The 22,409-nt window shown below is 62.4% G+C and carries 17 protein-coding genes; 10 read left to right on the top strand and 7 right to left on the bottom strand.

Annotated elements, in window-relative coordinates; all coding sequences use genetic code 11:
* Together AC0IXR_RS08590 and AC0IXR_RS08585 are read left to right on the top strand one after the other, a co-directional pair.
* Window positions 1-1,389 (top strand): pentapeptide repeat-containing protein, encoded by a 1,389-nt coding sequence (locus AC0IXR_RS08590; protein WP_471760421.1) that lies wholly within the window; start codon window positions 1-3, stop codon window positions 1,387-1,389.
* Between the two features lie 68 nt (window positions 1,390-1,457).
* Window positions 1,458-4,436: a response regulator gene (locus AC0IXR_RS08585; RefSeq protein WP_311275283.1), complete on the top strand. Its 2,979-nt coding sequence runs from the start codon at window positions 1,458-1,460 to the stop codon at window positions 4,434-4,436.
* A 138-nt stretch (window positions 4,437-4,574) separates the two neighbouring features.
* On the opposite strand, the gene AC0IXR_RS08580 is transcribed toward AC0IXR_RS08585, so the two are convergent.
* Both AC0IXR_RS08580 and AC0IXR_RS08575 read right to left on the bottom strand, forming a co-directional pair.
* Complete coding sequence (locus tag AC0IXR_RS08580; RefSeq protein WP_207411950.1) at window positions 4,575-4,907, bottom strand: hypothetical protein; 333 nt, start codon at window positions 4,905-4,907, stop codon at window positions 4,575-4,577.
* Between the two features lie 117 nt (window positions 4,908-5,024).
* Window positions 5,025-5,222 (bottom strand): hypothetical protein, encoded by a 198-nt coding sequence (locus AC0IXR_RS08575; RefSeq protein WP_471760420.1) that lies wholly within the window; start codon window positions 5,220-5,222, stop codon window positions 5,025-5,027.
* 273 nt (window positions 5,223-5,495) lie between these two features.
* Here AC0IXR_RS08575 and AC0IXR_RS08570 point away from each other — a divergent pair, with 273 nt between their 5' ends.
* The 4 genes from AC0IXR_RS08570 to AC0IXR_RS08555 all read left to right on the top strand — a co-directional run bounded on the left by AC0IXR_RS08570 (window position 5,496) and on the right by AC0IXR_RS08555 (window position 12,222).
* A complete protein-coding gene (locus tag AC0IXR_RS08570; RefSeq protein ID WP_471760419.1) occupies window positions 5,496-6,413 on the top strand; it encodes a glycosyltransferase in 918 nt (305 codons plus the stop codon).
* 122 nt (window positions 6,414-6,535) lie between these two features.
* On the top strand, window positions 6,536-7,525 hold the full coding sequence (locus tag AC0IXR_RS08565) for a rhamnan synthesis F family protein (RefSeq protein WP_471760418.1): 990 nt from the start codon (window positions 6,536-6,538) through the stop codon (window positions 7,523-7,525).
* Window positions 7,526-7,886: 361 nt separating this feature from the next.
* The gene (locus tag AC0IXR_RS08560; protein ID WP_471760417.1) at window positions 7,887-10,166 is read left to right on the top strand and encodes a class I SAM-dependent methyltransferase; all 2,280 of its coding nucleotides are present in this window, start codon (window positions 7,887-7,889) and stop codon (window positions 10,164-10,166) included.
* A 4-nt stretch (window positions 10,167-10,170) separates the two neighbouring features.
* Window positions 10,171-12,222: a methyltransferase domain-containing protein gene (locus tag AC0IXR_RS08555; RefSeq protein WP_471760416.1), complete on the top strand. Its 2,052-nt coding sequence runs from the start codon at window positions 10,171-10,173 to the stop codon at window positions 12,220-12,222.
* Window positions 12,223-12,324: 102 nt separating this feature from the next.
* Here AC0IXR_RS08555 and AC0IXR_RS08550 read toward each other — a convergent pair whose 3' ends face one another.
* The 3 genes from AC0IXR_RS08550 to AC0IXR_RS08540 all read right to left on the bottom strand — a co-directional run bounded on the left by AC0IXR_RS08550 (window position 12,325) and on the right by AC0IXR_RS08540 (window position 14,957).
* Window positions 12,325-13,080 carry an ABC transporter ATP-binding protein gene (locus AC0IXR_RS08550; RefSeq protein WP_471760415.1) on the bottom strand — a complete coding sequence of 252 codons (756 nt, stop codon included), beginning with the start codon at window positions 13,078-13,080 and terminating at the stop codon, window positions 12,325-12,327.
* Window positions 13,081-13,087: 7 nt separating this feature from the next.
* Window positions 13,088-13,876 carry an ABC transporter permease gene (locus tag AC0IXR_RS08545; RefSeq protein ID WP_471760414.1) on the bottom strand — a complete coding sequence of 263 codons (789 nt, stop codon included), beginning with the start codon at window positions 13,874-13,876 and terminating at the stop codon, window positions 13,088-13,090.
* A 148-nt stretch (window positions 13,877-14,024) separates the two neighbouring features.
* The gene (locus AC0IXR_RS08540; RefSeq protein ID WP_471760413.1) at window positions 14,025-14,957 is read right to left on the bottom strand and encodes a LysR family transcriptional regulator; all 933 of its coding nucleotides are present in this window, start codon (window positions 14,955-14,957) and stop codon (window positions 14,025-14,027) included.
* A 99-nt stretch (window positions 14,958-15,056) separates the two neighbouring features.
* On the opposite strand from AC0IXR_RS08540, the gene AC0IXR_RS08535 reads away from it, so the two are divergent.
* From AC0IXR_RS08535 to AC0IXR_RS08525, 3 genes are all read left to right on the top strand, one after another.
* Window positions 15,057-15,419: a hypothetical protein gene (locus tag AC0IXR_RS08535; RefSeq protein WP_471760412.1), complete on the top strand. Its 363-nt coding sequence runs from the start codon at window positions 15,057-15,059 to the stop codon at window positions 15,417-15,419.
* 162 nt (window positions 15,420-15,581) lie between these two features.
* Window positions 15,582-15,764, top strand: coding sequence for a DUF3606 domain-containing protein (locus tag AC0IXR_RS08530; RefSeq protein WP_056427268.1), 183 nt, complete (start codon window positions 15,582-15,584; stop codon window positions 15,762-15,764).
* Between the two features lie 111 nt (window positions 15,765-15,875).
* Entirely contained in the window at window positions 15,876-16,727 is an 852-nt protein-coding gene (locus tag AC0IXR_RS08525) for an endonuclease/exonuclease/phosphatase family protein (protein WP_471760411.1), read from the top strand.
* Here the strand turns inward: AC0IXR_RS08525 and cls are convergent.
* A complete protein-coding gene (cls, locus tag AC0IXR_RS08520; RefSeq protein WP_207411958.1) occupies window positions 16,618-18,054 on the bottom strand; it encodes a cardiolipin synthase in 1,437 nt (478 codons plus the stop codon). The two genes, AC0IXR_RS08525 and cls, sit on opposite strands and share 110 nt — an antisense overlap.
* Before the next feature lie 68 nt (window positions 18,055-18,122).
* Window positions 18,123-20,288, bottom strand: coding sequence for an FUSC family protein (locus AC0IXR_RS08515; protein WP_471760410.1), 2,166 nt, complete (start codon window positions 20,286-20,288; stop codon window positions 18,123-18,125).
* A 276-nt stretch (window positions 20,289-20,564) separates the two neighbouring features.
* Between AC0IXR_RS08515 and AC0IXR_RS08510 the strand changes: the two genes are divergently transcribed.
* A complete protein-coding gene (locus tag AC0IXR_RS08510) occupies window positions 20,565-22,178 on the top strand; it encodes an ABC transporter substrate-binding protein (RefSeq protein WP_471760409.1) in 1,614 nt (537 codons plus the stop codon).
* Window positions 22,179-22,409 lie beyond the last annotated feature (231 nt).

Below are 22,409 nucleotides of genomic sequence, written 5' to 3'. Positions count from 1 at the left end.
ATGACCGCTCGCGACCCCGCCCAATCTCATGCCGCCACCGATGGGCTTCTGGCCGGTATCACGGAGGCGGATGGGCGTCCTTTCCGCGCGGATGAGGACCGGCTCGCCTTGTCCGGCCTCCGGGCCGGGCGCGAGGATCTGCTGGCGCGCATCCCGCCCGGCGAAGCGGCTCCCCCATGGTGGGACGGCAGGCATCGCGGCCTCGGCCTGTCCCGCGCGCATCTCGACGGAGCCGATCTCGTCGAGGCCGACCTGTCCGGCGCCAACCTGTCCGGCGCCTCCCTCGTCGGGGCACTGGCGCGCTCGGCCCGGTTCGAGGGCGCCATCCTGGAGGAAGCGAATTTCAGCGAGGCCGATTGCAGCGGCGCGGATTTCACCGGCATCGTCGGCGGCGAAGCGCATTTCTCCGACGCCATGCTGGAGGACGCCAACTTCACGGGCGCGACGATGCGCTTCGCCCGGATGCAGCGTGCTCTGCTGGACGGCGCGACCTTCGCCCGCGCCGATCTCTGGGGAGCCGACTTCACCGGGGCGGATGCCGATTACAGCCGGTTCGATGGCGGCCGCCTCGATGAGGCGAACCTCTCCGACATGAACCTGACCTTCGCCAATTTCGACGGGGCGAGCCTCAAGAAGGCGCGTCTCACCGGCTCGCGCCTGCGCGGCGCCAGCCTCGCCGGCGTCGCCCTCGACGGGGCCGACCTGTCGGGGGCCGATCTGTCCGACACCAACCTCGTGCGCCTCAACCTGATGTCGTGCCGTCTGCGCCATGCGCGGTTCTCGGGTGCGCTCCTCACCGGCGTCCGCTTTCGGGTGGATCAGCTCGGCGGCGCCGTCGGTGAGGAGATCGCGGGCGAATACGAGGCCGCTCAGGCGAGCTATCTCGCCATCGAGCACAACATGAAGAGCATCGGCAGCCATGACGAGGCGAGCTGGGCCTACAAGCGCGGCCGGCGCATGGGCCGGCTCCATGCCGGCGCCGAGGCGCGGGCGGCCTGGGCCCGACGGACCCGGGCGCCCCAAACCTGGAAGCCCGTCCTGCAATCGGGCTATCGCTGGGTCGCCGACCGGTTCGTGGAATGGCTGTGCGATTACGGGGAGAGCCTCTCGCGCATCGCCCGTGCCTTCGTGATCCTGATCTTCGTCTTCGGCGCCCTGTTCGGCATCGCCGGCGGGCTGATCCCCGAGGGCGGCAGCGGGGCCGCCACCTACAATCCCCTCGACCTCCTCAGCTACAGCGCCCTCAACATGATGACGGCGAACCCTCCCGAGATCGGCGTCAAGCCGGTCGGGCGATTCACCAACCTCCTCGTCGGGATCGAAGGCGCCGCCGGGATCATCCTGATGGGCCTGTTCGGCTTCGTGCTGGGCAACCGGCTGCGACGATAGGCATTCGCCGGACGCGCCGTCCCCCGCACACCACCGATCCGTCATCGACATCACCGCGAGCCGCCCCGATGAGCACCCCGACCTCCTCCCGTCGCCTCTGGCGCTGGCGCAGCCCGAAGACGGTTCCCACCGCCCTAAAGGGGATCCCCGGATCACCCGTCGCCTTCGCCCTGTTCGCGGTCGCCCTCATCGCGGGCCTCGCCAACTACGTGTTCGCCGAGCGCAGCCGAACGGAGGCCACCCGCCAGCACGACATCATCACGCTGAACGAGCGCCTGCTCTCGACCATGAAGGACCTCGAGACGGGCATGCGCGGCTACACCCTGACCGGGCTGCCGAACTACCTCACGCCCTACAAACGGGCGCTCGACACCCTCGACGGACAGATCGGCGAGCTCGACCGGCTGGAATCGGAATCCGCCGACCCCGGAACCGCCCGGCGCCAGGAATTGCGGACCCTCATCACGGGTGAACGGGATTTCGCCCGCCGGGTGGTGGAAGCGCGGGATGCCAGCGGCTTCGAAGCGGCCGTGACCCTCGTCCGGACCGGGGAGGGCAAGCGCATGATGGACGGCATCCGCGAAGCCACCCGGGTCGGCCAGGACCATGCCCGTGACAGCCTCGCCCGCTCCGAGACGACGGAATTCTGGCGCGGGCTGATCCTGTCCCTCGTCTGCGCGGCCTCGGCCCTGGCTGCGATGGCGCTCCTCGGCCGCATCGCCCTGCTGCGCCGCCGTGACAGCCAGCGCATGACGGCTTTGCTCGACGGAGTTCTGGCCAACGCCCCCGTGGGCCTCGGCTTCCTCGACCACACCCTGTCGATCCGCCATATGAACCGCGCCCTGGAAACGATGAACGCGCGCGGATTCCAGGCGTCCCTCGGCGGCCCGATCTGGGCCGCCCTCCCGGAACTCGAAGACTTGCTCCGTCCGAAATTCGAGGCGGCGCGCGACAACGGCCTGATCACGCCCGATATCGACGTCGCGGTGCCGACCCCGAGTGCGCCGGGCGGCGTCCGCCATCTCCAGATCAGCGTCTATCCGCTGCCAGGCGCGGCGGGCCTCTCCGACGGGACGGTGGACGGCGTCGGTTTCGTCGTCACCGACGAGACCCTGCGCAAGCTCACCGAGGAGCGCACGCGCCAGAGCGAGCAGCGCTTCCGCTCTCTCACCGAGGCTACCTCCTCCATCGTCTGGGCGACTCCGCCGGATGGCGGCTTCACGGTCGCGCCGTCCGAATGGACCCGCTTCACCGGCCAGACGCCGAAGGAGGCCGCCGGCCACGGCTTCCTCGCGGCGATCCACCCCGACGACCGCGAGAAGACGCAACTCGCCTGGGATCATGCGGTCACCCACGTCACCCTCTACGAGATCGAGCACCGCCTGCGCCGCCATGACGGCGTGTGGCGCTACATGGCCGTGCGCGGCGTCCCCATCCTCGACGAGGCGGGGACGGTTCGCGAATGGGTCGGCGCCCATACCGACATCACCGCGCGCAAGGAGGCCGAGCAGGCGCTGGAAGCCGCCAAGGAAGCGGCGGAAGAAGCCAACCGCGCGAAAAGCCAGTTCCTGGCCAATATGAGCCACGAGCTGCGCACGCCGCTCTCGGCGGTGATCGGCTATTCCGAGATGCTGCAGGAGGAGATGGAGGATCTCGGCCAGGAGAGCCTGCTCGCCGACATGCGCAAGATCGAGTCGAATGCCCGTCATCTCCTCGGCCTGATCAACGACGTCCTCGACCTCTCGAAGATCGAAGCCGAGCGGATGGAGATCTATGCCGAGGCCTTTCCCGTGGGCGAGATGGTGCGGGAAGTGGCCTCCACCGTGGACGCCCTCGTGGCCAAGAAGGGCAATACCCTCGTCCTCGATCTCGCGGACGATCTCGGCATCGCCCATACCGACCAGACCAAGCTGCGCCAGTGCTTGATCAACCTCCTCAGCAACGCGGCGAAATTCACCGAGAACGGGCAGATCACCCTCTCGGCCGTGCAGGAAGGCATCGCCGGGTCCACCTCACTTGTCTTCCGTGTGACGGATACCGGCATCGGCATGAGCCCGGAGCAGCAAGCCAAGCTGTTCGAGCGCTTCACCCAGGCGGATGCCTCGACGACGCGCCGCTTCGGCGGGACAGGCCTCGGCCTTGCCATCACGCGGGCCTTCGCCACCATGCTCGGCGGACAGATCGACGTGGCGAGCCGGGAAGGGGAGGGAACTACCTTCACCATCCGGATCCCGGCGCAATACCGGGAGACCGCCACCGAGGCTCGGGAGGAGGCCCCCGACGGCTCCCCGGCGCAGCCGGCAGCCACGCCGAAGACCGGCGATCGGGTCCTGATCATCGACGACGACCCCGCCACGCGGGACCTGCTCACCCGCTTCCTCGAGAAGGAGGGTTTCCGGGTCGCGAGCGCGGCCGACGGCCGCGAGGGGCTGGAGCTGGCGCGCAGCCTGCGGCCCCGCGTGATCCTCCTCGACGTGACCATGCCGCGCATGGACGGCTGGTCGGTGCTGCGGGCCCTGCGCGCCGACCCCGATCTCGGGGCGACGCCGGTGATCATGGTGACGGTTCTCGACGAGCAGAGCCTCGCCTTTTCCCTCGGCGCCACCGACTACCTGCATAAGCCCATCGAATGGGGGCACCTGAAGGAGGCGATGGAGCGTTTCAAGGCAGGGGCGTCCGATGGGCCGGTGCTCGTCGTCGACGACGATGCTGACGTGCGCGAGCGGATGACCGCGATGCTCACCCGCGAGGGCTGGCGCGTGGCCTCGGCCGAGCATGGCCGGGCCGGGCTGGAAGCGGTGGCCGTGAAGAAACCCTGCCTGATCCTTCTCGACCTGATGATGCCGGAGATGGACGGGTTCGGCTTCCTGCGGGCGCTGCGGGCGAAACCGGAATGGCGCGACATCCCCGTCGTGGTGCTGACCGCCAAGGACGTCACCGCCGACGACCGCCGGCGTCTCGCCGGCCAGGCCGACCGAGTGCTGCAGAAGGGCCAGCTCAGCCTGTCCGACCTCTCCGACGCCCTCAGATCCCTCGTGGCCTCATAAAGCGGTGGGGCTCAACTCCGGCGCCGCGGCCGGCCGCGGCGTCGGCTCTGAAGGAGCGGGCCACGCCTCGACCCGCGGCCAGAGGTCCCCGTCGAACATTGGCGGTCATCCTCAGGCGGGCAAACGGTTCGCGTCGGCTCAGATCGACTCGTAGGCGAAGAGGAGCGTGATCGTGGACAGGCCGATGAGGCCGATGACGAAGCAGATATCGGCGATCCGCTCCAACCGGAGAGCGAAGGGACGGCCATCGTCGAGGCGCATCGAGAGATACGAAGCCGCCGCACTGGCGAGAAACAGGATCGCCGTCAGCGAAACGGCCTCGTCAACATGGCTTGGGCCGATCCGGGCCTCGGCGATCTTCACCAATCCCACCAGCGTCGTGCAGACCCCGATCATCGTTCCCGCAGCGGGCAGGATGTGTTGAGAGAGGGCGCGGGTGCCGTACCCGCCCTTCGGGCTTCGTCCGTTCATGCGGAACTCCGGCGCTTGGAGGGTCGAGACCGCACGATCGCTGTCCCGTCGAGACCTGGGCACGACGACAGCGAAACGGGAAGGCCGGCCGGACATTTCCGGCCGGACGGCGGGCGGTCAGGTCGGGTTCTGCGGATCGATGGTTCCCGCTTCGGTCTCGGTTTCGCCGCCGGGGGCTTCGTCGAAGGCCTGCATCCAAGCCGCGTAATCGTCGCTTCCCTCGGAATAGGGGCAGCTTTCGCGTGTCCTGCCGTAGAGGCGGGCGTTCCGCCCCTTGATGAAAGGGCTGTCGCTTGCGGTGGCGCCATCGCTCATGGTTCGTGTCCCATCCCGGATGTTACTGGAACCTGGGAAACGCGGTAGCGGCGGTGAGGATCGATTGCGCCGTCACCCTGCGACGAAAAACCCGCCGCGGCGTGAGCCGGGCGGGTGAAGGGAGAGTCTCTTAGCTGAACCATAACGGGCTCGCTCGCGGCAGGTTCCGTCATCCGCCCGGACGAACCGTTTCCCGCGACGCGACGTCCGCAGCTTGCGCGCCGCTCACCGGAATGGCAGTCCCGCCTCTACGTACCGCAACGGGAAGCCACCTTGTCCGCGCAAACGCAGACGATAGCCGGGATCGTCATCTATCATCCCGACCAGTCGAACCTTCTCCGTCTCGTCGGAGTGCTGGCGCCCGACGTTCGGGAAATCGTGATCTATGCGAATTCCGCATTCTCCCAGCAGGACGAGGAAACCCTCCGCGCGGCGGCACACGGGACGGATCTGTCCGTGATGCGCCCCGGCGGCAATCTCGGCCTTGGTGTCGCCTATAACGCGCTTCTGGATCATACCCGCCAGCAGGGCGCCAATTTCCTGTTCCTTCTCGATCAGGATAGCCTGCCAGAAGAGGGCACGATCCCACGGCTCGCAGCACTCCATGGACACCTGTCTGCGGCGGGCGAACGCCCCGCCATCGTTGGCCCGCGACCGACGGATTGGTCAGGCAAGCCTCTGAGGGCGCCCCCGGTTGAGGCGAGCGACAACGACGAGGCGCATGTCACGCGTGTGCAGTTCGTCATCTCCTCGGGCTCTCTCGTGGATTGCGAGGCAGCGCTGCCGATCGGCCCCTTCCGCGCGGATTTCTTCATCGACGCCATCGACATCGAGTGGTGCATGCGCGCCAATCACCTCGGCTACTCGATCTGGATGGCGGACGATGTCCTGATGGCGCATGAACTCGGGCGCGGCCTGATCCGGCTCCCTTTCGGCCTGTTACTCACCGACCAGCCGCCGCGGCGGCTCTACACCTTCCTGCGCAACCAATTGGCGATGCTCCGCCTGGCGCACGTGCCGCTCGCCCACAAAGCCAAGACACTGCTGGCCCTTCCCCTGCGCATCGCCGCATACCTCGTCCATAACCGCTTCTCGAGGGAGACATGGAACGCTATATGGCATGGACTGATCGATGGTGCCCGTGGCAAACTAGACTTATCGGGGGTAATATTTAGAAAGCAGGCGCCATGACAATCCCCACACAACACCGAATTCGCTCGCAACAAGAAATCACATGACTTCGCCCGGCATAGACTCATACCGGCAATCTGCAAAGATTCCTTTCCGCATCGACCGTCGCCTCGGATTTCCATATGTTCAACAAATTATGCTTGTTCGCACATTTTGATCAAGACGATATCCTTGCCGACTATGTAATTTATTACTTAGAGGCAATTCGGGCTGCGGGCTTCGACATTGTCGTCGTCTCCACCTCGCGCCTGTCCGGGAACGATGTATCGCGTCTCCGATCTGTCGCTCACGATGTTATTCTGCGAGAGAACAAGGGCCACGATTTTGCTTCTTGGGCGCTTGGCATCGAGCGGTACGCGGACCTTGTCTCCGGACAGCTCATGATCGCGAACGACAGCGTGTACGCCCCGATCGGCGATCTTAACCGGGCTCTCGCACGCCTGACCAGCGTGAGATCGGACGTTTACGGGATCATCGAAAGCAAAGAAATAAAGCCCCACCTGCAGAGCTGGCTCATCATCTTTGAGCCTAAGGTACACGCCAGCGCCGCCTTCAGAAGCGTATTCAAACAGCCCTTCCATCAGATGACGAAGGCCGAGATTATTCGGGACGGCGAGATCGGCCTGTCGCAGATCTTGATTTCACATGGCTACCGAATAAGGGCATTGTTTAACGGCAAATTCCCGAATGGGCAAAGCCTGAAAATACCGTCGAACACCAGTCATTTTTTATGGCGCGACCTTATTGAAGTCGAAGAGATACCTTTCCTTAAAATCGAATTGCTCCGCGTTAACCCGTGCCGGATCGCTTCGATTTCAACTTGGATAGACGTTGTCACAGCCAAGCGGCACGAGTTGGTACCCATGATCGAAAGTCATCTTGCCCGCACTTCGAAGGGGCGAACGCACACTATTCCAATTCTCCACAATATACCGGCCCGTCGCAGGGATTTACAATTTTTTGTAAAACGAGATTATTCCCTCGCCGCAGACGGACGTCACTTTGCCGGCAATGCCAATCTGATATATTTACGGCTGTACAAAGTAGCTCGCAGCTTAGCACGCAGCCCCCATCACTTCAAAACACTATTACGACTATTTTTGCGAAAATAAACCAAAACATGAACCTCCATGCAAATCAAATTCGAGGAAATAAAAAGTCTTTGTAATACAGCAGATAAATATTATTCCATTTCTTTTTCAAAAAAAATCCCGAACCGCAGCTTGCTTATTTTTAACGCAGAGCATCTTGAGATTTCCCTACTTAATGAAATAGCATAGTTCATCGTCACAATCTGAGATAGGTGCAGAATGTCAATGTCTGACACGCGGAACCCGATATGCCTGACATGACCCCCAACTGCTCCCAATCGCCGTCAACGTGGGCTATTCCGCTTAAAATTATCGGTTGCACAAGAGCCAAGTCGACCTATAAAATGTAAAGATAAAATTTACTTCTGGAAAGGAGCAATTCGTGCCAACCAAAGAAAGCAAACATCTTATCTATGAAGCAGATCAATTATTTGATAAAAACTATTATGCAACCGGCTGCGGGCCGGATGCCTACGAGCGGTCCCCACCTTGGCTAAATTTTTATTCGACAGTTGTCGAACATATCATCAGATCGATTGCTCCAAAAACGGTCTTTGACGCCGGCTGCGCGCTCGGGATGATTGTAGAAGCATTCTGGGATCGCGGCATTGAAGCCACAGGTGCGGATATATCTGAATTTGCTATCGCGAACGTCCGCGCAGACATGCGCGAGCATTGTCATGTGGCATCTTTAGCCGATCCGATCACAGGCCGATACGATTTAGTTACTTGCATCGAAGTCTTGGAACACATGCCACCCGCCGAAGCTGCCAGGGCGATCGAACATATATCCCAGGCGTCCGATACAATAATATTCTCATCTTCCCCTTACGACTTTCAAGAAAAAACTCATATCAACGTTCGTCCACCAATCGACTGGATCAAGCAATTCGGGCAGCACGGTCTTTGGCCTGATCTTATATACGACGCCTCATTCATATTGCCACATACCATGCTTTTTCGACGGGGACAGCGACCCAGCGATGCAGCTATCAGTGTCTACATAGAGAAACTTCGCCTTCTACATCTGTTGGCAGAATCTAAGCGCAATCTTGAGGCAGCAGAAAGAAAGTTGCTTGCCGCAGAGCAATGCTCGTCAAATCAACGTAAGGATTATCATAAGAAATTAAACTTACTTCAGAGCGATTATGATGTTATGGCTGCGCAACTTGCAATGGCGCAAGACGCTCAGGCTCAAGCGATTGAGCGCTTGCATATTGTTAATCGGCAACTGGCAGCTATGGAAGGTAGCACGACTTGGCGTGCGACGTCATCCATGCGCTCCCTGGCTTCCCAAGTCCCCCCTCCGATCCGTCGTTTTGGACGTCGAGCGGCGCGCTTATGCTGGTGGGCCCTCACACCACATCGTACTCCTGCGCGGATACGATACCTGCGCGAGCGAAAGAATGCTCTAACAAATTCAATCTCTGCGCAGGGAATCGGCAAATCGTACGCAACGAGCATTAGCAGCACGGCTCACAGTTCACGCTCCGCGTCCAAGCCGTTATTGACGACAACAGATGTCGTAAACGGAAGCCTTTTGGACCTCCGTCCACTGCCTGTTTTTTCCATCGCTCGCTCCGTCCGTCCACGCATCACCATGGTAACTGATAGCATTGCTGCTGATAGTTTTTTCGGTGGCGTCGGCACTGCTACAATTCTGGCTGCACTTTGGGCAAAGCGCCGTGGGGCAACATTACGTATTTCCACATTGCGCGCAGAGCCACTGCGCGACAACGTGGCCAATCTTTTAGTTTCACTTGGTGTCCTACCACCAGACCACATCGAATTTTGCTATGCCGATATATCAAAGACCGGTCGCCCGCTCGACCTAAGTAAAGATGATGTATTTCTCACCACCTCGTGGTGGTCAACGGTAAACACTCTTGCAGCCGCCCCCCTCGATCGGGTTGTTTACATCCTTCAGGAAGATGAACGGATGTTTTATTCTCATGGAGACGAGCAACTACGTGCTTATAATACAATGAGAACGTCGGGGCTTCGAAGGGTAATTAACACGAAGCTACTTTACGATCATCTTATCGACACAGGAATCACCGGACTTCGGGAATATGCCACTTGGTTTGAGCCCGCCTTCCCTATTGATGCCTATTTCCCCGATCGTATTCAAAGACAAAAAAGAAACTTTTTCTTTTACGCGCGACCCAACAATGCACGGAATTTATACCTTCTTGGGCTTCAGACGCTTAATGCGGCGGTTGAGCAAGGGATATTAAAGCCGAACGAGTGGAATATCCATTTCGTCGGTCGGGATCTACCAAACATGACATTTCCTGGGGGTATGCCCATTACCATCGTCGAAAGCCTCCCTTGGGATAAATATGTCACAATGCTACGCAGCATGGATCTCGGACTTTCGCTAATGCTGACGCCTCACCCAAGCTATCCTCCGCTCGACTTGGTGGCCTGCGGCGCTGTAGCTGTAACGAACAGTTATGGCTTGAAACAATCGCTCTCTACATATTCCGATAATTTGATTTGTGCCGAACCCACAGTCGACGCGCTGCTTGGAGCGCTTCGCTCAGGAATATCATTGGTGCAGAACGGCCTAGATCGATCGGCAAATTATGAGCGGCAAGGCTTGAAACGTTCCTGGGAGCAAACTTTGTCGCCGACACTTGATTGGCTTGAAGAGGTCTAGAACGATGTTTACAGGTCTTCCAAAGCAAGATTCCTATAGAGATCCTTGGGATTTCGATTTTAATATGAGATTTCGCGCACTAACATCTCGCCCACGTCGAATTGCTTATTATTATACAATACCGGATAATAGTACTTTTCGTTACCGCGTTTATAACACCGTACAAACTGTGAATGCCGTTTCTACAGACACGAGCGCAGGTTGGTTTTGTCAAGCTGATGGTGAGCGCCTTGAGAGCGTCGTTGATGTGGCTGATGTTCTTGTGCTTGGTCGCGTTCGCTTCGACAATGATGTGGAAGGATTGATCCGTCGGGCGCGCCGACGGGGAACGCGAGTTCTGTTCGATCTCGACGATCTTGTTTACGATACGCGGCATGTCCCCTTACTGATGAATTCTCTCAACCAGGATACTGGTCCTAGCGGACAATGGGATTATTGGTATTCTTATATCGGACGAATGGGTACAGCCCTCCGCCTGTGTGATGGCGTCATTACCACGAATCTGTTCCTGGCTTCTCAGATTGCTACGGACACGGGCCTACCCACCGTCATAGTTCCCAATTATCTGAACGAAGAGCAACTCGCTCTCAGTAAAATCATAGTAGATGTCAAACAGAAAAGTAATTGGGCAAGAAACGATCATATTCACATAGGATATTTTAGTGGATCTCCGACGCACGCTCGCGATTTTGCCATTGTTGCGCCTACTTTAGCTAGATTACTCCGTGAAAACCCACGGGTTATTTTACGCTTAGTCGGGATGCTGGATCTACCTCCCGATTTATCCTCCCTCAAAGATAGAATAGAAGTACATCCTTTCACTAATTTTCTAGATCTACAGAGACTAATTGGATCGACGGAAATTAACCTGGCGCCGCTGCAAGATAACATTTTCACGAATAGTAAGTCAGAACTGAAATTCTTTGAGGCAGCGGCTGTTGCAACTCTTACCATCGCATCGCCGACATTTACTTTTCGCAACGCGATCGACGATGGCATTACAGGTCTTTTGGCAAACGAGCTTGAGTGGGCGGACAAGATACGTCTTGCCATCGCCATGATTGAGGATGGCCGCTATACGCATATAGCTTTGGAAGCGGCCAAGTCCGTGCAGAAACGGTACGGATCGTCGGCGCAATGGCCTGCGATTGAACGCGCTGCATTTGGAGAGCTAGTTAGTTTCAATAGTCTTTCGAATAACCTCTTGCAAAAGAGCTTCATTACTCATCAAGAAGTGTCGAGGCGTGACAGCATACTGTCAATGTTGGACCACAGCGGCTTCGGCTTGGAAATCGGCCCTAGCTACAATCCCCTATTACCGAAATCAGAAGGGTTCAAGGTTGAAACCGTAGATTACATAGATCAGTCCGGCCTTCGCAAAAAGTATGCGGAAACCCAGAATGTGGACATTGAGTGTATTGAGCATGTCGATCACGTGACCAATGGACAATCACTCTCCAAATCAATTCCCTTGGATCGTTCTTACGATTTCATATTAGCCAGTCATGTTATCGAACACACACCAGATTTGATTTCATTTCTCAATGATTGCACGCTTTTTTTGAAAGAAAATGGTCAACTTCTACTTGCAGTTCCTGACAAACGGTTCTGCTTTGATCTACTTCAGCCGCTTACTTTTGCCGGCGAGGTTATTCAGGCTTATGACGAAAAGCGCACTCGGCCTACACCTACTGCCATCATGAGCAGCATCGCTTACGATGTTCTCCGCGAAGATGCGATCGGATGGTCACCGCAAACGGTTGGAAAACTCAAGTTTGCCGGGAACCTTGATGCTGCGGTGGCTCAAGCGGAACGCGCTCGTCAGTCTAGCGATTACGTGGACGTACATTGCTGGCGTTTTGTTCCGTCTAGCTTTCGCCTTCTCATCGAAGATTTGCATAATCTTGGCAAGATTAGGCTCCGGGAATCTTCATTCCAACATCAGGGTACACACGAGTTCTTTATTGCTCTAACAATCGATGGCCCAGGACCTAACCTTGATCGCGACACTCTCGCTTCGAGGATCGCTGAAGAAGTCGCAATGAAGCGTATTTAGAAATTTTACTTCAAGAACGCCATTAGCTGATACGAACCTAAATAAATCTTAGGTCTGTCATAAGGCCTCGGCTGAATTTTACTTCGGGCGAGTTTGATGTTCTCATACTCGCCCGTCCTCCGCATACGCCGCCAACACCTCGTCCGGCGCGCCATCCATCATCAGCGTGCCGCCCTTCATCCAGAGCGTGCGGTTGCAGAAGCGCTTGATCGAGGCGTTGTCGTGGGAGGCGAGGAACATGATGCTCGCCTTCTGGATCATGCCGTGGAGCCGCTTCTCGGCACGCTCCGCGAAGGCGGCGTCGCCGACGCCGATCACTTCGTCGAGGATCAGGATGTCGGGATGAACCGCCGTGCTGACCGCGAAGGCGAGCCGCAGCATCATGCCGCTGGAATAGGTACGGATCGGAAGGGACAGGAACTCGCCGAGTTGGCTGAACTCTTCCACGTCGGGCACAATCGCCTGCGCCTGCTTGTGGTTGAGCCCCAGCATGATGCTGCGCATCTCGATATTGTCGTAGCCTGAGGCATCCGTATCCATGCCCATGGACAGATCGATCAGGGACGAAATGCGCCCCTTGATGGTGGCGGTCCCCGAGGTCGGCGGATAGACCCGGCTAAGCACCCGCAGGAGCGTCGTCTTGCCGGCGCCGTTGCCGCCGACGAGACCGATCCGGTCGCCATCGCGCGCTTCGAAGCTGACCGCGTTCAGCGCCTTCACCACCTGGACGCTGCTGTCGCGGTCGTTCTGCAGTCCTCCGCCGACCGTGCGACGCAGAATCTCGCTCTTCAGGGCACGGCCGCGCGAATTGTAGACGGCGAGCGCGACGCTCGCCTTGTCGAGGACGATATGAGCCATCCTGCCCTCAGAGCCAGTACACGACGCGGTGCGAATATTTGCCCGAGAATGCCAGGGCGATCAGCCAGCCAATGACCAGCAGGCCGAGCAGGATGAGGTAGGACGCAGCGCTCGGCAGATGGCCCAGCAGAGGCTCGCGCATCACGTCCAGCATGCTGGCAAAGGGGTTCAGAATGAGCACGGGATGGTCGACCCGCAATTGGGAGGGCTTGAACACGACCGGCGAGACGAAGAAGGCGACTTGTACAACGCTCGCGACGATCTGCGGAATGTCGCGGAACCGCGCCGACAGGATGGCCAGGAGGTAGCCAATCCAGGCCAGGTTGGCGAGCACGAGCAGCAGGCCGGGAACGAACAGCAGGATGTGCCAGTCGATCACCGTGCCGGTGACGAGGAACAGGACCGGCAGAATGATCAGGTTATGGGCGAAGATGAAGAGGTTCCGGGCCATCGTCCGCAACAGGTAGGTGAACCGCGGCAGCGCGACCTGCCGGATGATGCTGTCGTTATCGGTAAAGCTCGAACAGCTTTCGTTGATGGTCTGCGACATCAACCCCCAGAGCACGAGGCCTGTGCCGAGATAGGGCAGGTAATCGGCCATCGAGGTGCCGAAGAGCGAGGCGTAGATCCCGCCCATGCCGAAGATCATCACGGCCATGCTGAGGGTCAGCCACAGCTGGCCGACGCGCGAGCGGCGATACCGACGGATCACGTCGTTCTTGGCCAGCATCCACCACATGCGCCACGCGCCGAAGCCTCCGACGACGTCGGCGACCCCTCCTGCTACCAAACCCATGCGGCCTCTTTCCCGGAGCCCTGCTCCTGCGGAGCAGCCGATGCCGGCCCTCCCAAAGCACGCGCCTGCGCGCATTGGCAAGTTTTGGGTCGCCGGGGGCAGGAGATCCGGACCGGACGTGGTGCCGGGCCGCGCGAGTCGAAGCGTCTCAACCGACCTGTGCCGCGTCGTCGGCGAGAGCGAGAAGCGTCTGGCGCAACCAGCGATGGGCCGGGTCGTCGTCATAGGAGGCGTGCCACAGCATCGAGATCGCCACCTCGTCGAGGGCCAGTGGCGCCGGGCTGACGGAGAGGCCGAGGGTTCCGGCAAACAGAGTGGCGAGGCGCTCCTGCATGGTGGTGAGAACGGGCGCGCTCCGCACGAGGAATGGCACGGCGAGGAAGCGCGGCGTCGTCACCGCAAGGTCGCGGCGAAGGCCGAGGAGGGCGAGAGCGTCGTCCACCACGCCATGCGCCGTTTCCTTCAGGCTGGTGAGCACGTGGGGAAAGCGCAGGTAATCGTCCAGCGAGATCGGCGGAGTGAGCCCAACAAGGTCGGCATTGAACAGGCAGACGTAGCGGTCCCGGTAGAGCAGCCTCTGCTTGTGGTGGGTCTGGCCGTGGCTGAACGTGCCGATGCCGAGATCGACCCTGTCCGCATCGAGTTCCTGCAGGATGCGGATACGGTCGATGGAGCGCAGGAGCAGGCTGATCCCCGGTGCGTGCCGCCGCAGATAGGCCAGGAGCCGCGGGCCGAGCAGCACCTCGGTCGAATCGGGCAGGCCGATGGTGAAGGTGCGTGTTACGCTGCGCGGATCGAAGGCCTCGTCGCGCCGGACCAGCGACTGGATCTGGCGCAGCAGGGTACGGACGGGTTCGGCGAGGGCGAGGGCGCGAGGGGTGGCGCGCATGCCCTCCGGTGCCCGGGTGAGGAGTTCATCGCCGAAGGTGGTGCGAAGCCGAGCGAGGCTGCTGCTCATGGCCGATTGGCCGATGCCGATCCGGGCGGCGGCGCGGGTGACGCTGCGCTCCGCCAGCAAGGCATCGAGGGCCACGAGGAGATTGAGATCGATGCGCGACAGATCGACGTGATCAATAGTCATTATCGATTCTATCTTTTTGATCCATGCTGCAGCGCACGGCATATCCGGTCTCGAAGCAAGGGCGCGCCGCGCCCCGCCCAACGAGCGAGTCCAGATACCATGACCTTTCGCAACCTAATCACCAGCGCCGCCCTTACCAGCGCCCTTCTTGCCGGCCAAGCTTCCGCCGAGACGATCAGGCCCTTGGGTGGCAGCAGCGTCAGCTTCGGCGATCTCTCCGGCGTGGCCTATTATACCGCCGAACCCAAGGGCTACCGGGTCGTCGTGACCCTGGCCCGCACTGAAACGGGCCGCGCCGTGCGGTTCGAGACGATTCTGGCTTCCGGCCAGAGCGTGACCCTCTCGACGCCGCAGGAACTCGGTGCCACGGCCGATTCCATCGAGATCACCCGCTCCGGCGACACGGTCGCGGTGAGCAGGCCCCGGCCCGAGCCGCAGCGGGAGGCCGCCGCCCGCAATTGAGGCAACACCAGACGACGATGAGTGTGGCTCATCGTCGTCTGCCCAGGCGATTGCTCGGAAGCGTGCGGGGGCACTCTTCACGAAGCCTGTCCTGCGGGGCAGAACCGTCCATCAACGGTTGGGCTTTCTCCGCAAGGTGGAATTCATGGTGGGACAGGATTCATGGCAGGATTGAAGGACAAGCGCGGCTTTATCGACAAGGACAGGCTCGATCTGTCCGAGCGGCAGGCCGTGGAGCACTGGATGAAACGCTGGGGCGTCACGCGCGATCAATTGATCGCCGCCCACCGCAAAGCGGGCCATATGGTCAAGGACATCGCCGCCGAACTCGGCAAGAAGCGCTGATCGGGCGGATGCCGGCCAGAGGTCGCCGGCACGAGACGCAACGGGACGGGAAACGTCGGGACCACGAGGCGCGTTGAGACGCGGCGACGGGCGAGAGCGGGAGGCGGGCGGGTGCCACTGAAGAGACACGGGCTGCTCCCCTGGGGCGGCATGCTGAACGACCGCCGCTACGCCGTCTCAGAATCCGCCCGCAGCGCCGACCTGCGCGCCCTCAGTGCACCGGACCGTGGCCGTTTCCGCAAGATCGTGAGCTGGAACCTGCTTCGGCGCACGGGTGCCAAGGTCGACAGCATCGTCGAACTCGTCCTACGCGAGCAGCCCGATCTCCTGCTGATGCAGGAGGCTACGAAAGAGATCGCATCGATAAAAGAGCGGCTCGGGGGCGACTATGCCTGGGCTCCGCTGCCCGGCCGTATCCATGGCCTCGCCATGTGGAGCCCGGTGGCCTGGGCCGCGCCTCCGATCGTCATCAAGCTGCCGTCCGGCGCCTTGGTCGACCGCGTCTGCCAGATTCTCGACATGGGGGATTTCGGGATCGCCAATGTCCATCTCTCGCATGGGCAGGTGCTCAATCGGCGGCAATTGCGGCGGATCGAGCAGAGCCTTCCGGCGCGCGCGGCGGTGATCGGCGATTACAATCTCATCGGTCCGGCCCTGCTGCCGGGTTTTCGCGATGCCGGGCCGCGCATTCCCACGCATGCCATGGTGGACCTCGTGCCCCTGCGCATCGACCGCTGCCTCGTACGCGGCCTCGCCTGCCTCGGGCGTACGGTGCTGCCGCGCGGCGCTTCCGATCACCGGCCCATCGTCGTGCACCTCGCCCCGGCCCCGGCGCAGCCGACGGCGCACGATATCAGAGGTATGGCAGCATTAGTCGCACGGCTGCGTCGCGCAGCCGGACGGGAAGCGACCGCCGCGCCAGTTCTTCGGACGTCAGGCGCGCCTCCATCTTCGTCCGCATGAACCGGTCGAGCCGGTCGGCGAAGGCGCGGTCATAGACCTCGACATTGAGCTCGAAGTTCAGTCGGAAGCTGCGCATGTCCCAGTTCGCACTGCCGACGAAACTCCACTCGCCATCCACCACCAGCAGCTTCGAATGGTCGAAGGGCGGCTCGTCGAGCCAGATCCGCACACCGCTCTCGAGCAGGGGCGCCACATGCGCTCGCGTCGCCCAATCGACGAAACGATGGTTGCTCGCACGAGGGATGATGACGTCGACGCGGATGCCGCGGGTCGCCGCGAGGGCGAGGGTGGTGGACAGGATCTCGCTCGGCAGAAAATAGGGTGTCACCAGCCGGATGCTGTGCTGAGCGCAGCTGATCGCCGACATCACCGCGAACTCGATCTTCTCGATATCGGCATCCGGGCCGGAGGTGACGACGCGCGCCTCGATCTCGCCCGCCGCACCCAGCGGGGGAAACCAGTGCGAACCGTCGAGCTCCTCCCCCATCACGAAGGCCCAGTCGCTGGCGAAGGCCTGGGAGAGCTGTTCGACCACCGGACCTTCGATGCGAAAGTGACTGTCGCGCACGGGGTCGGGCGGCGACGTCGCCACGAGGTTTTCGTCGGCGATGTTGATGCCGCCCGTGAAGGCGATGCGCCCATCGACGATGAGGATCTTCTTGTGGGTGCGCAGGTTCAGGAACGGCATGCGCCAGGGCAGGGCGGAATGCATGAACAGGCCGACCGGTACCCCCGCCCGGCGCAGGCGCCGCGCCATGGCGGGAAAGAAGTAGCCGCTGCCGATCCCGTCGATGAGCACCCGCACTTCGACGCCGCGTTGCCGGGCGGCCAGCATGGCCTCGAAAAAGCGGCCACCGGTGATGTCGTTGCGGAAGATGTAGCTCGACAGGGCGACGCTCCGCTGCGCGCCCTCGATCGCCGCCAGCATCGCCGGATAAGCCTCGTCGCCGTTGCGCAGGGCCTCGAACGCGTTGCCGCCGAGGAGGGGTAGCTGGGTGATCTGCCGGACGGCGCGGTCGAGGGGCCGGAGTTCGTCTGGCACGGTGGCATCGGGAAGGGCCGGGGCGTTCGCCCGCTGCGACGGCCTTACCCGCAACTGGCGCGCCCGGCGCGAGACCCGGTTCACGCCGAAGATCGCGTAGAGGGCCGTCCCGAAGATCGGCGACAGCCAGGCGAGGCCAATCCAGCCGATGGCGGTGCCGATCTCGCGCTTGCGCAGCAGGGCATGGACCGTGACGAGAAGCGCCAGCACGATGCCGAGGAGGGCCAGCACCTCGGCCCGGATCGACCCGGTCGCCTGCAGCCATCGGTGGAGGAGGTCTTCCAAGGATCACCCCAGCCTGAAAACGGGATCGCGCAACGCGGACCTCTTTAGCCCCGCGCCCGCGGAAAAACCTAGCCTCTGCCCGGCGCGGCGGCAGGCTCCGGAGGAAGCGCCTCCGCACGCGAACGCGGTGGCCGCAGGGTCTCGGCGAGCAACTCCACCTGCGTCACGAGGCGGACGAGAGAATCGGGGCGGGGCAGATCTGGATGGGAGGGCAGGGCGCCGCCCTCCTGGGCGAGACGGGCGAGGGTCTCGGTGATCCAGGCGATCCAGGCGCAGCCGATAGGCCCATCGGTGCTGGGGTCGGCGGCATAGCGCAGGGCGGACAGGCGCGCGCCGATCCGGCGCAGGGTCGCATCGGCGACCATCGCGGTCTGGACCTGCGGGTGGCGCCCGGCGCGGGGCTGCTGGAGGGCGCGGGAGAGGGCGGCTTCCAGGGTGTTGAGGGCGAGCCCGCTGGCCCGCGCCGCGGCTTCGGCGGCCCCGCTCCGTTCGGCTTCCGCCCGGTTCGAGAGCACGGTGCGCGCAAAATCGGCATGCGCCTTCACCGCCTTTCGCAGTTCCAGGCGGACCTGATCCGGCTCCCAGACCGGCCATAGCAACAGGCTGCTCACCACCGCGATGAGGCCGCCGAGTAGGGTGAAGAGCGCGCGCATGCCCGCCACTTCCCAGGAGGCATGGCCGGGCTCCATCACCTCCACGAGCAGCACCACCAGGGGCGTCAGGCAGGCGATGAAGAAGGCATAGCTCACCTGCCGGGCAGCGAAACCGATGATGCTCAAGGGGAAGATCAGGGCCGAGAGCGCCAGGGTCGTCGTGGCGAGGCTGGCGAGGAGGGCGCCGAACAGACCGCCGAGCACCGTGCCGCCGATCCGCTCCAGCGCCCGCTGCCAGGTAGCGGCGTAGAAGGGCTGCATCGTCAGCACCACCGTGATGGTGAGCCAATGCGTGAACGGCCCCGGCCAGAGCAGGGTTAGGCCGAGGACAGGCGCGGTGACGACGCTGGCGCGGATCGCGTGCCGCAGGTTCGGCGAGGCGAGGGTAAAGTTCGCCTTCAACGGGCCGAGCAGCCGTTGGCGCAGGGGCAAGCTGGCGCTCCCCAATAATGTGCCGCCGGGGCGATACCCTTCCGGCGTCGAGAGCTTGGCCCCGATGCGGACGCGGTCGAGGATGCGCTCGGCCAGCGCCTTGAGAGCCGGGTCGGATGCGAATCCGCGCCCCGCCCGCGCGATCGAGCGCTCAATGCGCGGCAGGTCGAGGACGGTGTCGTCGCGGATCGCCCGCGCGACCACGAGGAGGAGCGGTCTCAGGCGACGTAACAGACGCCGCGTCCGGACCTGCCGATTGGGATTGCGGTCGGCTTCGATCCGGTCGGACAGGGCGATGAGGGCGGCGAAGATCTGCTCCGCGGTCTCCAGCCGGATCAGGGCCTGGGCGGTGCGGTCGGAAACCCTCTCGCGGCTGCGGGCGATGTCGACGATGAGGCTGCGGGCGAGTTCGATCGCTTCCCGCGCGCCGCGGCGATGGGCGCGCGCATGGTCGTCGAACCCGGTCGCATCGGCTTCCTCGGCGGCCGCGAGGTCTTCGAGATCGCCGCTGAGCAGAGCGAGCCTGCGCCAGACCTCAGCCACGGCCCGCTGGGTCGGGCGATAGGGGTTGAGCCGCCATAGGGCGAGGGCCAAAACCGTCGCCCACAGGCCGCCGGCCAGCACCATCGCACCGGCGATGACGGCCTCGCTGCCATTGAGCGGACGGTCGAGAGCGAAGGCCAGGACGAGAACGAGGACGTTGCCGGCGGTCTGCTCCTGCACACCCCAGACACGGGCATAGGTGCAGCAGAAGATGACGAGGGTGGCCAGTGGCACAACCACGGCCGGGCCATGGGGCTGGAGCAGGCCGAACAGGCTCCAGATCAGGCTGCCGAGCACCGAGAACACGGCCAGCACCATCAGGCGGGAGCGCACCGGACCGCCGATATCGGCAAAGCAGGTGAGGTTGGCCGCCAGCGCCATGATGAGGAGCGGCGACCACGCCACGAATTCGTGGAGAAGGATGACGGTGCCGAAGGCGCAGGCCGCCCGTATTCCCTCGATGATGCTGAGCCCGCGCGGGTCGAGGGCGACGGGCAGGCGGGCCAGGTTCGATCCCGGCGCGGACAGGGAGCCCCGGCCCATCAGGAAGTCCGCCACGCGCCCACGCCGGAGGCCGCCGGACCTTGGGGCACCCGTCTTGGCCATGGGTTTCGGGGAGAGAGGCAACTGGGGCGCTCCGCCGGGCGGCCTGCCCGAAGACGGGCGGTTTAAAGCCGATCGCGGCGACGCAAAACCCTCGATGGCCGCCTCGCCACCCGGGCCGGCATTCAGCGCATGCCGACCCGGCGGGCTTTCACATGAATCGTATGCATTTTTCTCCCGGTGAGCTGGAAGGAGTCCAGTCTGGCCGGTGCTTTGCATGGGGGGACCGGAGACCGGCAAACTTGCCGGACGTGGATCCTCGAGGAAAAGCACAACACGATGAGAGCCTTGGCAGAACGTCTTCGCGTTGGACTCGTGGCCGCGGCGCTGGCCAGCGGCGGCATGATGCCGGCGGCTTGGGCACAGGGAACGCTGCGGATCGGCATGACCGCGTCGGACATTCCGCTCACCACGGGCCAAGCCGACAATGGCGGCGAAGGCATGCGCTTCACCGGGTACACGGTCTACGACGCCCTCATCAATTGGGACCTGTCGAGCGCCACCAAGCCCTCGGAACTCGTCCCGGGCCTCGCCTCGTCCTGGGCGGTGGACGCCGCCGACAAGACCAAGTGGATCTTCACATTGCGGCCCGGCGTGACCTTTCACGACGGCTCGCCCTTCACCGCGGAATCGGTGGTGTGGAACCTCGACAAGCTCCTGAAGAACGACGCACCGCAATTCGACCCGCGCCAATCGGCGCAAGGGCGCTCGCGCATCCCCGGCGTCGCCAGCTACCGCGTCGTCGATCCGATGACGGTGGAGATCACCACCAAGGCGCCGGACGCGACGCTGCCCTACCAGATCGCCTGGATCATGATGTCCTCGCCGGCGCAGTGGGAGATGCTGGGCAAGAGCTGGGACGCCTTCGCCAAGACCCCGTCGGGGACCGGCCCGTGGAAGCTGACACTGTTCGCCCCGCGCGAACGCGCCGAGATGGCACCCAACGCCGAGTATTGGGACAAGGCACGGGTTCCCAAGCTCGACAAGCTGGTCCTGGTGCCCCTGCCGGAGGCCAATGCCCGCGTGGCGGCCCTGCGCTCGGGTCAGGTCGACTGGATCGAGGCCCCGCCGCCGGACGCTGTCGCCTCGCTCAAGGGGGCGGGGTTCAGCATCGTCACCAATGCCTATCCGCATAACTGGACCTGGCACCTGTCGCGGGCCGAGGGCTCGCCGTGGAACGACATCCGCGTGCGCAAGGCCGCCAACCTCGCCGTGGACCGCGAGGGCATGAAGGAGATGCTCAACGGGCTGATGATCCCGGCCGAGGGATTCATGCCGCCGGGCTCCGCCTGGTTCGGCTCGCCGACCTTCAAGCCAACCTACGATCCCGAGGCGGCCAAGAAGCTCCTGGCCGAGGCCGGCTACGGCCCGAACAAGCCCATCGTCACCAAGATCCTGATCGCACCCTCGGGCTCGGGCCAGATGCAACCCCTGCCGATGAACGAGCTGATCCAGCAGAACCTCGCCGATATCGGAATCAAGGTGAATTTCGAAGTCGTCGAGTGGAACGCGCTCATCAACCTGTGGCGGGCCGGCTCGAAGGCCGACGTGTCGCGCGGCGCCACGGGAATGAACTTCTCCTACTTCATCCAGGACCCTTTCACCGGCTTCATCCGCCATCTCCAATGTAATCTCGCCGCCCCCAACGGCACGAACTGGGGCCATTACTGCGACCCCGAGATGGACAAGCTGTTCGACCAGATCCGGACGACCTTCGATCCCGTCGAGCAGATCAAAGTGCTGCAGAAAGTCCACGAGAAATACGTCAACGAGGCGCTATTCCTCATGGTCGCCCACGACACCAACCCGCGCGCCATGAGCTCGAAGGTGAAGGGCTTCGTCCAGGCCCAGAATTGGTACCAGGACTTCTCGCCCATCACGGTTGGGAAGTGATGACGAGGGCCGCCATGCATACCAACCCTCCCCCCACGAATCTCGGGCTTGCCCGAGATTCGTCCTTGGCTGGCCAAGTCGGGCAGGCCCGACGTGGTGCAGGGGAGGGTGCCTGCGGAGCAGGCGGGAGAGGGGGCGACCTATCCAGAGATGGCGCTCCCCTCTCCCGACCCTCGCTGACGCGAGGGCCACCCTCCCCCGCAAAGGGGGGAGGGGGACGAGGGACCGCGC

This window comes from Methylobacterium sp. AC832, from assembly GCF_979256025.1.
Note: the sequence above shows the minus strand (reverse complement) of the source record. Positions and strands in the feature narration are given on the sequence as shown.

Excerpts from the sequence above, each read along its gene's own strand:
- AC0IXR_RS08590 (WP_471760421.1), top strand. The coding sequence starts at position 1 with ATGACCGCTCGCGACCCCGCCCAATCTCATGCCGCCACCGATGGGCTT.
- AC0IXR_RS08585 (WP_311275283.1), top strand. The coding sequence starts at position 1,458 with ATGAGCACCCCGACCTCCTCCCGTCGCCTCTGGCGCTGGCGCAGCCCG.
- AC0IXR_RS08580 (WP_207411950.1), bottom strand. The coding sequence starts at position 4,907 with ATGAACGGACGAAGCCCGAAGGGCGGGTACGGCACCCGCGCCCTCTCT.
- AC0IXR_RS08575 (WP_471760420.1), bottom strand. The coding sequence starts at position 5,222 with ATGAGCGATGGCGCCACCGCAAGCGACAGCCCTTTCATCAAGGGGCGG.
- AC0IXR_RS08565 (WP_471760418.1), top strand. The coding sequence starts at position 6,536 with ATGTTCAACAAATTATGCTTGTTCGCACATTTTGATCAAGACGATATC.
- AC0IXR_RS08555 (WP_471760416.1), top strand. The coding sequence starts at position 10,171 with ATGTTTACAGGTCTTCCAAAGCAAGATTCCTATAGAGATCCTTGGGAT.
- AC0IXR_RS08550 (WP_471760415.1), bottom strand. The coding sequence starts at position 13,080 with ATGGCTCATATCGTCCTCGACAAGGCGAGCGTCGCGCTCGCCGTCTAC.
- AC0IXR_RS08545 (WP_471760414.1), bottom strand. The coding sequence starts at position 13,876 with ATGGGTTTGGTAGCAGGAGGGGTCGCCGACGTCGTCGGAGGCTTCGGC.
- AC0IXR_RS08540 (WP_471760413.1), bottom strand. The coding sequence starts at position 14,957 with ATGACTATTGATCACGTCGATCTGTCGCGCATCGATCTCAATCTCCTC.
- AC0IXR_RS08535 (WP_471760412.1), top strand. The coding sequence starts at position 15,057 with ATGACCTTTCGCAACCTAATCACCAGCGCCGCCCTTACCAGCGCCCTT.
- AC0IXR_RS08530 (WP_056427268.1), top strand. The coding sequence starts at position 15,582 with ATGGCAGGATTGAAGGACAAGCGCGGCTTTATCGACAAGGACAGGCTC.
- AC0IXR_RS08515 (WP_471760410.1), bottom strand. The coding sequence starts at position 20,288 with ATGGCCAAGACGGGTGCCCCAAGGTCCGGCGGCCTCCGGCGTGGGCGC.
- AC0IXR_RS08510 (WP_471760409.1), top strand. The coding sequence starts at position 20,565 with ATGAGAGCCTTGGCAGAACGTCTTCGCGTTGGACTCGTGGCCGCGGCG.